Annotated in this window: 13 protein-coding genes; 4 read left to right on the forward strand and 9 right to left on the reverse strand. The window is 70.6% G+C overall.

From position 1 onward, the window contains the following. Nucleotides 1-120: 120 nt before the first annotated feature. From ACZ5U5_RS18055 to ACZ5U5_RS18085, 7 genes are all read right to left on the reverse strand, one after another. Nucleotides 121-2,004, reverse strand: a complete 1,884-nt coding sequence (locus ACZ5U5_RS18055) for an HEXXH motif domain-containing protein (RefSeq protein WP_469022496.1) — start codon at nt 2,002-2,004, stop codon at nt 121-123. Nucleotides 2,005-2,039: 35 nt separating this feature from the next. Beyond that, nucleotides 2,040-2,249 carry a hypothetical protein gene (locus ACZ5U5_RS18060; protein ID WP_363209049.1) on the reverse strand — a complete coding sequence of 70 codons (210 nt, stop codon included), beginning with the start codon at nt 2,247-2,249 and terminating at the stop codon, nt 2,040-2,042. A 79-nt stretch (nt 2,250-2,328) separates the two neighbouring features. After that, nucleotides 2,329-3,399 carry an effector-associated domain 2-containing protein gene (locus ACZ5U5_RS18065; protein WP_469022500.1) on the reverse strand — a complete coding sequence of 357 codons (1,071 nt, stop codon included), beginning with the start codon at nt 3,397-3,399 and terminating at the stop codon, nt 2,329-2,331. A gap of 11 nt (nt 3,400-3,410) precedes the next feature. Continuing rightward, entirely contained in the window at nt 3,411-3,710 is a 300-nt protein-coding gene (locus ACZ5U5_RS18070) for a trypco2 family protein (protein WP_469022502.1), read from the reverse strand. A 104-nt stretch (nt 3,711-3,814) separates the two neighbouring features. Then, nucleotides 3,815-4,222 carry a rodlin gene (locus ACZ5U5_RS18075; protein ID WP_469023698.1) on the reverse strand — a complete coding sequence of 136 codons (408 nt, stop codon included), beginning with the start codon at nt 4,220-4,222 and terminating at the stop codon, nt 3,815-3,817. Nucleotides 4,223-4,333: 111 nt separating this feature from the next. Next, nucleotides 4,334-5,224: an LCP family protein gene (locus tag ACZ5U5_RS18080; RefSeq protein WP_469022505.1), complete on the reverse strand. Its 891-nt coding sequence runs from the start codon at nt 5,222-5,224 to the stop codon at nt 4,334-4,336. A 655-nt stretch (nt 5,225-5,879) separates the two neighbouring features. Further along, complete coding sequence (locus ACZ5U5_RS18085) at nt 5,880-6,290, reverse strand: rodlin (protein ID WP_469022508.1); 411 nt, start codon at nt 6,288-6,290, stop codon at nt 5,880-5,882. A 206-nt stretch (nt 6,291-6,496) separates the two neighbouring features. Between ACZ5U5_RS18085 and ACZ5U5_RS18090 the strand changes: the two genes are divergently transcribed. The 3 genes from ACZ5U5_RS18090 to ACZ5U5_RS18100 all read left to right on the forward strand — a co-directional run bounded on the left by ACZ5U5_RS18090 (nt 6,497) and on the right by ACZ5U5_RS18100 (nt 8,335). Continuing rightward, nucleotides 6,497-6,907 (forward strand): rodlin, encoded by a 411-nt coding sequence (locus ACZ5U5_RS18090; protein WP_365820131.1) that lies wholly within the window; start codon nt 6,497-6,499, stop codon nt 6,905-6,907. A 205-nt stretch (nt 6,908-7,112) separates the two neighbouring features. Further along, complete coding sequence (locus tag ACZ5U5_RS18095; protein ID WP_469023701.1) at nt 7,113-7,370, forward strand: chaplin; 258 nt, start codon at nt 7,113-7,115, stop codon at nt 7,368-7,370. Nucleotides 7,371-7,468: 98 nt separating this feature from the next. After that, nucleotides 7,469-8,335, forward strand: a complete 867-nt coding sequence (locus ACZ5U5_RS18100) for a chaplin (RefSeq protein WP_469022512.1) — start codon at nt 7,469-7,471, stop codon at nt 8,333-8,335. A 246-nt stretch (nt 8,336-8,581) separates the two neighbouring features. On the opposite strand, the gene ACZ5U5_RS18105 is transcribed toward ACZ5U5_RS18100, so the two are convergent. After that, nucleotides 8,582-9,850, reverse strand: coding sequence for an NAD(P)-binding domain-containing protein (locus ACZ5U5_RS18105; protein WP_469022514.1), 1,269 nt, complete (start codon nt 9,848-9,850; stop codon nt 8,582-8,584). Continuing rightward, on the reverse strand, nt 9,843-11,123 hold the full coding sequence (locus ACZ5U5_RS18110) for a carboxylate--amine ligase (protein WP_469022517.1): 1,281 nt from the start codon (nt 11,121-11,123) through the stop codon (nt 9,843-9,845). Before ACZ5U5_RS18110 ends, ACZ5U5_RS18105 begins: the two co-directional genes overlap by 8 nt. A gap of 129 nt (nt 11,124-11,252) precedes the next feature. On the opposite strand from ACZ5U5_RS18110, the gene ACZ5U5_RS18115 reads away from it, so the two are divergent. After that, nucleotides 11,253-12,401, forward strand: a complete 1,149-nt coding sequence (locus ACZ5U5_RS18115; protein WP_469022520.1) for a glycoside hydrolase family 26 protein — start codon at nt 11,253-11,255, stop codon at nt 12,399-12,401. Nucleotides 12,402-12,613 lie beyond the last annotated feature (212 nt).

Genomic DNA, 12,613 nt, shown 5'->3' on the forward strand with positions numbered 1-12,613 from the left:
GGGAGACACCCACACAGAACTAGGACTATGGAGGGGAAAGGGAGGGGAGGGGGCAAGAGGGAACCGTGGGGGGGGGGGGGGGGAGGAGGGGGGGGGGGGGGGCCCCCCCCCCCCCCCCCGCTAGTCCAGGTCCGCTTCGCCCCGCCCCAGCCACGAGGCGAGCTCCACCGGATCGGCGCCCTGCCCCGTGGCGTGCTCCAGCGCGCTCTGTACGGCGCGGGCCCGTTCCGGGTGGTGGCGCAGCAGGCGGGAGGCGTCCCGGTGCCCACCGTCCCCGGCCAGGGCCCTGCCGAGCCCCGCCCAGGCGTCGGACGCCGTTTCCTTGCCCGCGAGTTGGGTGACGAAGGCGTCCCGCGCCCCGCTCAGTTCGCCCCGCGCGAGCAGCAGGTCGGCGGCGCGGACACCCTCGATGTCGCTGGGGTCGGCCGCCGGGGCGCCGAGGCGGTAGCGGGCCAGGACGGCGGCGGTGTCCAGGTAACGGGTGTCGGCGACCGGAGCGAGTCCGGGCGCCGCAGCGAGCGCGGCAGGGGGCTGAGCGTCCCCTCGACGCCAGGCCCGCACGGCGTCCTCCACGGCCTCGGCGGGCGGCCGCAGGTGGTGGGCCCGCCAGCGCGCGCGGTGGTCGGCGGCCACCTCTTCGGCCAGCGCCAGTTCGGCGGGCGGCACCGGCTCGGCCATCCACTCCTCGCACCTCTCGCGCAGCGCGCCGAGGAGCCGTCGCCCCAGGGAGGTCAGACGGTCGTGGCGGTGGACGAGGTCCACGGTGGACGACACCTGGGCGCGCCAGAGAGCGAACTCGAAGTGGGCCATCGGGGCGTACGCGGCATCGGCCGCATGCCGGTGGACGGACCAGAACCGGGCCACGCCGGCGAAGGCGTAGATCCCCTGCAGCAGCCCGCCCAGCGGCCGCGGATCATCCCGCCAGGGGGCGTAGAAGAGCTGCTCCGGGGCGCCCGGCGTGGCCGAAGGCTCGCTCAGCGGCCCCAGGTGGATCAGGCCGCCCAGCTTGGTGTGCTGGAACTCGTGCACCAGGGTCGCGGCGAGCTGCGCCACGTCGTCAGGACGTGACGCCATGACGCCGCCGAACGCGTCCCCGGCCGTGACGCTGTGCGGCCGGTATCTCTCCCTGGCCGGCGTGGGCGCGAGCGACATCAGGCCGACGCGCATGGCCTCCGCGCTCTGCGGCTCGTCGCGCCGCAGGATCTCCCACGCGTCGGTGAGCAGGTCCTGCCAGGTCCGTGCCTCCTCGGCGGACAGGAGGCGGGGCGGGCTCGGGTGCGGGAACGTGCGGTAAGGGTCCAGTTCGTCGAGCAGCAGGAGCTTCCCTGGCCCCGCCGGCTCCAGGTCCAGGCGGCGCACCGCGTGCCAGCCCGGCGCCCCGCGGGACCACTTCGGCCCGGCGGTCACCGTCTCCCGGCCCGAGGTGATCCGCAGCCGCCCCTCCCGCGCGTCGACCTGGGCCGTGCCCCACGGCTCGGTCGTGTCCGCGAACACCGCGCAGCCCAGGGTGGGCAGCGGCACCCGGCCGTGGCGTACCGGGACGGTGAGGGAGAAGTCGAGGCCCGCACGGGCGGCAGCGGCGGCGGCCAGTGCCGACAGGTGCCCCGCGACCACCCACAGGGGCGCGTCCTCGTAGGCCGTCGCGCCGCGCAGCCTGCGCAGGGCGAGCGACAGCCACATGCCGGTGTTCGGGCACATCAAGGTGTCCTCGAACGCCCGGGGCGCGTGCTGTTGGGTGCGTGTGAGCAGCGTCCATGCCGCCCGGTGCGACAGGGGGGCCGTCCCCGCGGGCTGCGGCGGGTCACCCTCGCCCAGGCTGTCGGCGAGGGCCCGCACCAGCAGCAGACGGCGGCTGCGCTCGGCGGTGAGGAGCTCCTCCACCGCCGCGCCGCCGCCCTCGCCCCGCGCGAGAGCGAGAACGCTCGGCGCCGAGAGCCGGTGGAACGCCAGGCCCGTCGTCGCCGTGCGCCTGTCCGACATGGCCGCCCCACGGCTATCCGACATGGGTGCTCCACGGCGCGGTGACGGCCGCATCCGTGTCAGTCGAAGCGGGAGGGGCTGTACGACATGGTGACGGCGCGGGCGTCGTCGATGTGGCGCAGCAGGGGTTCGAGCGACCCCGCGATGGCACTGCCGTCCATGGAGAGCAGCGCTTCAAGAGAAACCCCCGAGAGATCTACGAGATCGGACTCGACGGCAGGCATCGATTGCTCCACGGCTGCCAAGTCCCCCTCCGTGATTCCGTGCATGCGCCATCCCTTTCCCCCTCATGATGACCCAGCACGGCACGCTGCGAAACCCCGCATCCGAGCCGTGCCCGACATCAAGTCAGCAGTATCGCTTGGCCAGTTGAGCTGCCTCACGGTCGACGACCGCCACTTCCGTGGACTGCCCCTCCAGGAGCCGGACGGTCTCCAGGAGCTGATCGAGTGTGCCCTGATAGCGGAGGCAGGTGTGGACGATGCCGTAAATGTCCATCCTGAGTCTGGGGTCTCTCGGCCGGTTCGCGGCGATCTCCCCGTCGATGCTGGCGAGCACCAGAGCCAGGCTGCCCGGGTCCTTCAGGGACGGGAGTGTCATCAACGCGTCGACCAGCGCCATGAGTTCACGCAAGGGCAGGTCAGGGGGGAGATTCGCCAGGCTGGGGGGCGCCGTAGGACCCTCCGGTTCCGCTGCGGAAGCGAGCCCTCCGGGCAGCGGCAGACCCGCGTCCCTGTGCAGGCGTTCCACCTCGGCGTAGGACAGTGCGCCGTACCAGTGCTCCACCCTGTGCGCCGCGAGCCGTCCCAGACCGTCCGAGCGGTGGTGGGCGCTGATCACGCCGACGACGGCACCGCCGGACCAGACCACCGCGCCGGACATCCCCTCCCAGGGCGAGCGCTCCGGCTCGGGGTCCGCGCGCGGCGCGAGAACGGCCAGTTCGAGTGTCCCCTCGCGGCGGTTGGACAGGGCGGAGACGGTCCCCGAGACATGGCAGGAGTCGCGGTACTGGCTGGGGGCGCCGTCGTCCAGGAGGCGCATTCGGTCCTCCCGCAGCTTGAAACGGGGAAAGCCCATCGCGCTGACGGTGAGCACCACGTCGGACTCGGGCACGGCTCCGTAGCGGGGGCTCTCGACGGTCGAGCACCGTCCGGGCGGCGCGGTCGTGATCTCCAGGAGCGCCAGGTCCACCGCCTCGGCGAGCAGCACGACGCGTACGTCGGCGCTCCACTCCCCCGGCAGATCGGCGTCGAAGCGCACCCGTAACGACGTCACCGGCCCAGCGACCACGTGTGCGGCCGTCAGCACGGACCTGTCCCCCACGCGGTATCCGGACCCGCGCCGTCCGGGCGATCCGCCCGGCGTCTCCACCAGCACCTCGGCGACCCGTGCCGCCTCAAGACCCACTGCCGCCGACATGGTGGCCGGGCTCAGCGTTCGCGCGGCGTCCGGTCACCGCTGACCCAGGGCCGCTCATCGGTGTCGCGGGCGCGGGGCTCCAGGCTGAGGGTGACGCGATGGGTGGTGCTGTGCACCTGCTGGCCGGAGGCACCTGCCTCGACGACCCAGAAGCGGATCCTGCCGTCCGCACCGGCGGACCGCTGTACGGCGAACTCCGCCTCCAGCTGTACGGGACCCAGCTCGAAGCGCAGTTCAGCATCCTCGGCCGCGGCCATGGCGGCGGCGAGTTCCCCACGTAACTGCGCGATCATCTCGGCGAGTTCAATCACGCCGAGCCTCTACCCCCGGCGTGTCGCCCCCACACCGTGGAGGTGACGCGGCGAGAGCCGAAGGGGCCGGCCGGCACGACGGCGGCCGGCCCCTGAGGGCAAGGTCAGCCGTTGCCCTGGCCGTTGCCCGACAGGACCGGGATGTCGGACAGGATGTGCGACAGCGGCTCGTCGCCCTTGGCCTGCGTGGAGTTCTCGGCGCACTGCTGGTTCTGCGGCGCCGACAGGACCTGGATGTCCTGGACTCCGACGTTCACCAGCGCGACGATCGACTGGAGGTTCGCCTCGACCGGCACAGCGACGCAGGGCTTGTTCAGCGTGCCCTGGACGAGCGTGAGCTGGGGGCTCTGGTTGCCCTTGGTCGCGGAGTTGCCGAACGCCGTCTCGGCGCCGTTGCCGCTGAGCGACGTGGTGCCGCGGTCGTCACCGATCGCCAGGGCCTGGGGGGCCATCCCTGCCGAGATTCCGGCGACGGAGGCGGCAATGGCCGCGGATGCCCACAGCTTCTTCATTGTGATTCCCTTCAAGAGCGGGCTCCCTTGGCAGAGCCGCGCGATGATCAACTGCCTGACACGGCGATGGTTGCGACCTTCGACCCGGTTGGCCCAGTAATAGGACGGCCGTCAACGACATTCCAGGGTGTCACCGCGGACCGTCACCGGGCTCCCGAAGCGCGGCGGATCGCTCAGCCTGGCCTGCGAGCCCGCCGCCGTCAGGGGCCGGTCCTGCCTGAGGGCCGTGAAGACTTTGCCGGCCTCGGCCCGGTCCCACTGGAGCGAACCGTTCAGCGTCTTGCTGAAACCCTTCACCGGCACCGTGGTGAACTCCATGGACGACGCCGGAAGTCTGCCGAGCTCCGTCGCGAGCTGCAGGATCTGCTCGGTGCTGAACCCGCGGTCGACCCGCGCCGCGCCGGCCAGCGACCGGCCGAGCTGTGCCGCCTTGACCGGGTCGGCCAGGACGTTCCCCGTACGTACGCCGCGCATCGCGGCGATCAAGAAGCGCTGCTGCCGCTGGATCCGCCCGAAGTCGGCGCTGTTGTCCACGTGCCGGGAGCGGACGTACTGCAAGGACCGGCCGCCGTTGAGCAGGTGGCTGCCGGGCGCGAGGTCGAGCTTCGTCGTCTTGTCCTTGAGAGCGCGCGACGTACAGACCCGCACACCGCCGACCGTCTCGACGCTGTCCATGAAGCGCCGGAAGTCGAGTTGCAGATACCGGTCGACGCGGACGCCGGTCATCGCCTCGACCGTCCGCACCGACAGCGCGGGACCGCCCTGCGCATAGGCGCCGTTGATCTTCCCCGGGTGCGCCGGGCGCACCTGCCCAGTGGTCTTGTCGCGGTGTGCCGGGATGTCGGCGTAGGAATCCCTGGGGAGGCTGACGACGCTGACGCGGTCCCCCGCCTCGGAGACGTGGACCAGCATGAGCGTGTCCGTGCACTCACAGGCGACCCCGCCCGCGCGATAGTCCCGCTTCTCCTTGCGCGTGATGGTGTCGCGGCCATCCGTCCCCATCAGGAGGATATTCGTACCGCTTCCCTCGTTCGGTCGATTCTTCATGTCGCCGAAGACATCGACGCGTTGAACAGGGAGCTGCAGCGCCGTGGCATTTCCCATCGCAATGGTGACGCCGATCAACAGAGCCCCCGGAACGGCGACCCGCAGTTTTCGCGTGCGCCGTGATCCGGTCGATGAGTGGACGTGTGTGCGCAAGCTGGACTCCACTGCGGGGGAACCGGGACGAAGAAACGGTAAACCGCTCTACGCCACTGCGAAGTCCCGAGAGTTCACGGCACGCAGGAACAACAACTCGTTCGCCCTAAGCTGTTCGGTTTCCCCGGATTCCCCACCTGGAACAGATGGTCAGACACACGCCCGTCGATGGCGAGGGAACATGGCTGACTTCAAGCGTCAATGGAAGCGGCAGGGCCTCATCCCGGTGAGCAGAAATTCTCCGGAAAGCCGCGTCGATGACCCCATCTTCAGGTCGTTGCAGGCTTCCTGGGAACGGCAGGGAAAAACCGTTCCGGGCCGCCCGGACCAGGAATGGCAAGCTCTGATGTCACGCGATCACTGGCCCAGGAGCTGACGGCAGGAGGGGTCGCGGAGCGCACGGAACGCGACAGCGGGCCGCCGGTGGACGGCGGCCCGCTGTGCAATGCGTGGGGGATCAGCTGTTGCCCTTGCCGTTGCCCGAGAGCACCGGAATGTCGGACAGGATGTGCGACAGCGGCTCGTCGCCCTTGGCCTGCGTGGAGTTCTCGGTGCACTGCTGGTTCTGCGGCGCCGACAGGATCGGGATGTCCTGGACTCCGACGTTCACGAGCGCGACGATCGACTGGAGGTTCGCCTTGACCGGGAGACCGATGCAGGGCTTGTTCAGCGAACCCTGGATCAGCGCCATCTGCGGGCTCATGTTGCCGTACGTGGCGGAGTTGCCGTACGCCTGCTGAGCGCCGTTGCCGCTGAGCGACGTGGTGCCGTGGTCGTCACCGATCGCCATGGCCGACGGAGCTGCGGCGGCCGACATGCCGACGACGGAGACAGCAACCGCGGCTGCAGCCATACCCTTCTTAATCACAAGTAATTCCCTTCTGGAGAAACCCCGTTCGCCGGAGCGCTCTGATTAACTCCACGCCCTGCACATAGTTGCTCCGTTTCACTCTGATGGCCCAACGGGGGGCCGACACGGAACCCAACCGAGTGAAGCCCCGAAACTCAAACTCCTGCAGGACGGTTGGACAGCATGCAGTGACTCGAGCTTCTGCCAGAAAAGGAACACGCAAAATGATGAAGAAGGCTATGGCCACGGCGGCAGTTGCCGTTTCCGTCGTCGGTATGTCCGCTGCCGCGGCCCCTTCGGCGCTTGCCATCGGTGACGACCACGGCACCACCTCCCTGAGCGGCAACGGTGCCAAGCAGGCGTACGGCAACTCCGCGACGCACGGCGACATGAGCCCCCAGCTCTCCCTCGTCCAGGGTTCGCTGAACAAGCCGTGTGTCGGTCTCCCGGTCAAGGCGAACCTCCAGTCGCTCGTCGCGCTGGTGAACGTCGGAGTCCAGGACATCCCGATCCTGTCGGCGCCGCAGAACCAGCAGTGCACGGAGAACTCCACGCAGGCCAAGGGCGACGAGCCGCTGTCGCACATCCTGAACGACATCCCGGTCCTGTCCGGGAACGGAGAGCTCAACGGCTGATCTGCCGGCCTGAGAACGCTCGGGCTGCCTGCCTTCACCGAGGCCGGGCAGCCCGGGCTTCTTCATTTTTGCGTGCGTTAATTCGGGTGAATTTCCCGATGGGTCGAAAACAGCGGTTTCTTCCGGACCGTCAACTCGTTTGCAGACTGCGGGTCATGGAGCGGGACGAAACGTGGTCTCGCTCGGTTTCGACTGCCAGATCGGCATGACCACAGAGAAGGGAACATCTGTGAAGCACAAGAAGAGCGCAACGATCATCGCCGGTGTCGTGATGGCCATGAGCATGGCGGCTCCCGCGTTCGCCGACGCCGGCGCCGAGGGTGCGGCCGTCGGTTCCCCGGGCGTCCTCTCCGGCAACCTCGTCCAGGTCCCGGTCCACGTGCCGGTCAACCTGTGCGGCAACACCGTCGACGTGATCGCCCTGCTGAACCCGACGTTCGGCAACACCTGCGCCAACACCTGAGGTAGCACCCAGCCACCTGGCTGTGATTCTCATGGCCGGCCTTGGACGTCGCTACGACTCCAAGGCCGGCTTTCCACTGCACAGAGGAAGACAACTAGATGCGACAGGTCATTGGTAAAGGAATGCTCGCGACTGCGGCCGCGACCAGCATCCTCTCCCTGTCCGGCTCGAACGCGTACGCCGCGGGCGCGGACGGCGGCGCGACGGGTTCGCCCGGGATCTTGTCCGGGAACAGCGTGCAGGCCCCCGTGGAAGTACCGGTGAACGCCTGCGGCAACAGCGCGAACGTGGTCGGCGTGGGCAACCCCGCCATGGGCAACAGCTGCGCGAACTCCGGCGCCCCGCACAGGCACGCCGACGCCCCGCACCACCGAGCGCCGTCGAAGGAGCGCGCGGACACCGGGGCGGGCGGCGGGCACGGGCACGGATACGGCGACGACTCGGACGGCGGGTCCCACTCCGGCTCCCACTCCGGTACGCACGCGGGCACCCGGTCGACGGCCCAGGGCAACGCCAGTCACTCGCCCGGCGTCCTGGCGGGCAACAACGTGCAGGCGCCCGCGGACGTTCCGGTCAACGCCTGCGGCAACACCGTCGACGTGGTGGGGCTGCTCAACCCGGCCGCCGGGAACGGCTGCGCCAACGGAGCGCCCGCGCCGACGTCCCCGGGGCACGAGACGCCTTCCTCGCCCGAGTCGCCTGCCGGCCCCGAAACGCCTCCCCGGGCCGCCGAGCCTCCGGCCGACCGCGCCATGCCGCCCGGCCGGCCGCCGCTGCACGTCGCGTCCTCGACCTCGGCCGCCCGGCAGGTGCAGCCGGCCGCGCACGAGGCGCCGGACACCGTCGCCCGGCTCGCCGAGACCGGGAGCGACCAGGACCTGCTCGCCGCCGCTGCTGCGGCCGCCGCGCTGCTGGTCGGCGGAGGAATCCTTTACCGCCGCGGATTCGCCTCGTCGCGCCGCTAGTCCGTCCGGACAAGCCGCTGGCGGGGAAGAGACACCCGAGGGTCTCTTCCCCGCCAGAACGGGAGGGGGGCCGGCCCGCGAGGGGGGTGTTGCCTACCCACGGCATGGAGCCGACGGCTGGCGGAGGGCAACCAGGCCCGTCCCATACGACAAAGTCCACCACCTGATCGCCCGGGACGAAGAACCGATTCACCCGTTCGCCGAAGGCATCACCTGATCGGGTCCCCCAGGAGCCGGGATTCCTGCTCAGCGCTTGACGGAGCCCCGGAGCGCACGGCGGCCTCGCCCGCCGGTCGGCACCGGGACGGTGGAGCTCAACGGGGTGCGCCGCAGGCTGCGTTGTACGCCTCGTACCAGCCGTCCGGCCGTGAAGGAGGCTCCGTGCACGAAGCGCATGGCCGGGCCGAAGCTGGACGCCGTGACCAGGCCCGCCAGGAACAGACCGGGGTACGAGGACTCGAACTCCACGGAGGTGTACGGCTCTTCGGCGGCGTTCACCGCCAGGCTGCCTCGCAGGTCCGGGGCCAGCAGGCCGAGGCGAGCGCAGGTCGCCCTGAAGCCGGTGGCCGCGATGACGTGGTCCGTGTCGAAGGCCGGGCCGCCGCCGTCGCTCCCGACGGTCGTCAGGCGCACCCGGCCCGCTGCGACCGACGCCGTGGCGACCTCGTGGTCGAGCAGCACCTCGACGAGCGACTCGACCCGGTCCCGCACCCACCAGGCCCCCGCAGGGCCGAGCGCCGACGCCGAGACGCGGGCGCGGGTGGCCTCGGGGAGCCGCCGGAAGCCGCCCGGCGCCTCGGCGTAGAACCAGTTGCGCCATCCGCAGCCCAGGCCGCTGTGCGGGGCGCGGGCGGACTCCCGCCACGGGCGTTTGCGGGCGGGCGGCTCGGTGTTCCAGTTCAGCCGGTGCGACCGGGCGAGCACCCGTACACGCGTGCCCTGCTCGGCGAGGAGCGCCGCGGTCTCCAGGGCGGCCTGGCCGCCGCCGATCACGGTGACGTCCCGGTCGCGGAAGCGGTGCAGGTCCCGGTGGTGGGTGCTGTGCGAGACGTGCCGCGCGCCGAGCCCGTGCAGCGCGGCGGGGATCTCGACGAAGGGGATCACGCCGACGGCGAGGGCCACCGTGCGGCTCCGGATGGTCTGGCCGTCGTCGGTGAGCACCTCGAAGCCCCCGGGGCAGGCACCGACCCTCGCCACCATGCGCTCGTCGACGTCGGGCACGGCGTGCTGGGCGAACCACAGGCCGTACGAGGCGAGCGTCTCCACGGGGATGGGTTCGCCGTGCCGGGCCCGCGTTCCGTTGCGCGCGCAGTACGCGGCCAGGCCGTGGCGGTGCCGGGGGTCGGACAGGTTCGACGCCCAGGGCTCCGACTTCAGGAACATGCCCCGCGGCATGTGGTCGCGCCAGGACGCCATGGGTCTGCCGAAGACGCGTACGTCGAGTCCGGCGCCGGCGGCGTGCGAGGCGATGGAGAGCCCGTAGGGGCCGGCTCCGACAACCAACAGGTCATGCATCAGCGACTGCTCGCTCTCTCGTCGTCGGTACGGGTGACGGTGGCGCGGCCGGGGCCGCCGGGCGCACCGTCCGCCGCAGACGGCCCAGGAGCCGCCCCGTCACGTGCCGGCACCACAGCACCCACATGGCGCGGGCGGGGGCCATGTCGTCCCGGGCGTGCCAGGCGAACTCGTGGCGGTGTGCCGCGGTGGAGACGGGGCCCGCCGTCGTCAGGACGCGCAGGGCGGCCAGTGGGGAGTAGTTCTCCACGACGAAGGAGCGGCCGGGGAGGGCGGCGGCGGTCGGCAGCGGCCGGTGTGTCATGTCCAGGTGCTGGGCGCGTACGACGTCCAGGTCGGTGCCGTCGGCGAAGAGCCGGAACTGGGCGCCGGGCCGCGGGTTGAAGTCGAGCAGACAGTGCTCTCCGGTCGCGGGGTCCACCCGGAAGTCGAGGTCGAAGATGCCCCGGTAGCCCAGGGTGTCGACCAGTCTCTCCACGTCGGCCCGCAGGCCCGGGTCGGGTGTCCACTCGCCCACCGCCGTCAGGCCCGCACCGCGCGGCCAGGAGCGGTGCTTGCGGCCGGAGCCGCCGCCGCGCACGGCCCCGGCGCGGTCGACGTATCCGTGGACGAACCAGTCCCGGCCGGGGGCATGCGGCAGGAAGGCCTGCAGCAGCAGGCGGCTGCCCGCCTCCTCGCTGCGCCGGTAGAGCTCCTGGGCCTGCCCCGCCGACCGCACCAGGACCGTGCTGCGCAGATCCGTTCCGGTGGGGACCAGCCAGGGGCGGCTCCACTTCGCCACTAACGGGAGCCCCAACTGCCGCACGGCGGCTGCCGCCTGGGCCGGGGACTCCGGCAGGAGCGTCACCGGGTGCGGGATGCCCGCCGTGGCACACACCTCGGTCAGCGTCGCCTTGTCGGCCACGCGTTCCGCGAGTCCGCGGGCCTGGTCGGGCAGGAGGTAGGTCTCGGCCAGTTCTCTCTGCAGCCGGCTGATCGCGAGGGCGCCCGCGTCGTCCATCGGGATCAGCACGGACGGCCTGGCGACCCGGTGGGAGATGCGGCGCAGTGCGACGGCGATTTCTCGGAGTGACGCGCCCGGCGGCGGCGGAGGGTGCGTCTGGTGCAGGTAGCGGGATCTGCGCACCGGGCTTTCCGCGGAATCCGCGGCCGCCACATGCACCTCCACTCCGGCCCGGCCCAATGACCGGACGGCTCCGAGTGTGCCGTGATGAAAAGGGTTCCGGTCGATCCGCAGCAGAACCGCGGGGACCCGGGTGTCGAGAGTGAGCACGGTCAAATTCTCTCAATTCCATCCCCCATGCGGGCGATGGGCACGCCAAGAGGATTAAGGGCTCGATTGGCGCAATAGAAATACATATGACTGAGTGTCAGTGGATGAGGAGCAGCATGAGGAGCGACCATGGCCTTGCAGAGACGCCGCACCCCCAGTAGTCGACTGGCATTCACCGCCACCGGAATCGTCGCGTCAGCAGCGCTCGCCGTCGGGTCCGGGCATGCGTGGGGCGCGGGCCAGGACCCCGGTCCACCGGCATCCAAGGCCGCCTCGAAGCCGGCGTTCGGGGCCTACCTCACTTACGGGCCCCAGGGCGTGGAGCGTATGGACGAGCTCAGCAAGTGGCTGGGCGGTGCCGAGCTGAGCGTCGGACACACCTACCTGCCGGGCGACCGGTGGAGCAACATCGAGGGGGCGCCGAACTTCCTGGAGAGCTGGGCCGAGTGGCGGCGCGCGAAGGACGACCGGCTCTTCGTCCTCAACGTCCCGATGATGGAGCGCAACGAGGAACGCGTCGGCGACTGGGAAGTCCGCACACTGCTCCAGAGAGGCGCCGCGGGCGAGTTCGACCGGCATTACCGCGCCCTCGCGGAACGGCTCGTGAAACTCGACATCCCGGACACCGTGGTGGTGCTCGGCTGGGAGATGAACGGCACCACGTACACCCATCGGTGCGGCCCGGACCCGGAGTCCTGGAAGAAGTACTGGAAACGCATCGTCACGACGATGCGTTCGGTGCCGGGGCAGAAGTTCAAGTTCGACTTCACGCCGAACAGGGGCCGGGACGCCATTCCCTGGACGCAGTGTTATCCGGGCGACGACGTCGTGGACATCGTCGGCATGGACTCGTACGACCAGCCGACGGGCACCGATTTCGCCGAGCAGGTCAGCGAGCCGTACGGCCTGAAGCAGCACGTGGAATTCGCCAAGGCCCACGGCAAGGAGATCTCCTACCCGGAGTGGGGCCTTTTCCGTAACGGCGACAACGAGGAGTACATGCGGAAAATGCTCGCCTGGATGGACGAGCACAAGCCGCTGTACAACACCGTCACCGACTACTGCCCGCACGGCGTGTGGCAGTGCGAGGACAATCCCAATTCGTCCAAGGCCTACCGCTCCCTGCTCTTCGGCCGTACGGACACGGGGCCGACCACCCCGGAGCCGACGCAGCCCACGCAGCCGCCGAACTGTTCCCCGCTGAACCTGGGCGACTGGGTCGAGCACTGGCTGGGCGGGAAGCTGTGCATGCGTCTGGACTGGTACAAGCGGTCGTAGGCGAGGCGACCGGGAACGCTCAGGATTTCTGCGGGCGTTCCCGGAGCTCCCGGTTTTCCCGCCGCTCGCGCAGGAACTCCCTGCCCCGGCTGCGGGGGGGCGCCCCCCCCCCGGGGGGCCGCAGCACAGGGGGGGGGGTACCGAGGGGGGAGGGAAAACAGTGGTTGGTGGGTTTCCCCCGCCCCCAAGGGTAGCTTTTCAGGTTTTTTTCT

Source organism: Streptomyces sp. NPDC033177 (assembly GCF_055577715.1).

What these genes read in the sequence shown, in the direction of transcription:
- ACZ5U5_RS18055 (WP_469022496.1), bottom strand. Translation starts at nt 2,004, where the DNA reads ATGTCGGATAGCCGTGGGGCGGCCATGTCGGACAGGCGCACGGCGACG.
- ACZ5U5_RS18060 (WP_363209049.1), bottom strand. Translation starts at nt 2,249, where the DNA reads ATGCACGGAATCACGGAGGGGGACTTGGCAGCCGTGGAGCAATCGATG.
- ACZ5U5_RS18065 (WP_469022500.1), bottom strand. Translation starts at nt 3,399, where the DNA reads ATGTCGGCGGCAGTGGGTCTTGAGGCGGCACGGGTCGCCGAGGTGCTG.
- ACZ5U5_RS18075 (WP_469023698.1), bottom strand. Translation starts at nt 4,222, where the DNA reads ATGAAGAAGCTGTGGGCATCCGCGGCCATTGCCGCCTCCGTCGCCGGA.
- ACZ5U5_RS18080 (WP_469022505.1), bottom strand. Translation starts at nt 5,224, where the DNA reads ATGGGGACGGATGGCCGCGACACCATCACGCGCAAGGAGAAGCGGGAC.
- ACZ5U5_RS18090 (WP_365820131.1), top strand. Translation starts at nt 6,497, where the DNA reads ATGATGAAGAAGGCTATGGCCACGGCGGCAGTTGCCGTTTCCGTCGTC.
- ACZ5U5_RS18095 (WP_469023701.1), top strand. Translation starts at nt 7,113, where the DNA reads ATGACCACAGAGAAGGGAACATCTGTGAAGCACAAGAAGAGCGCAACG.
- ACZ5U5_RS18100 (WP_469022512.1), top strand. Translation starts at nt 7,469, where the DNA reads ATGCGACAGGTCATTGGTAAAGGAATGCTCGCGACTGCGGCCGCGACC.
- ACZ5U5_RS18105 (WP_469022514.1), bottom strand. Translation starts at nt 9,850, where the DNA reads ATGCATGACCTGTTGGTTGTCGGAGCCGGCCCCTACGGGCTCTCCATC.
- ACZ5U5_RS18115 (WP_469022520.1), top strand. Translation starts at nt 11,253, where the DNA reads ATGGCCTTGCAGAGACGCCGCACCCCCAGTAGTCGACTGGCATTCACC.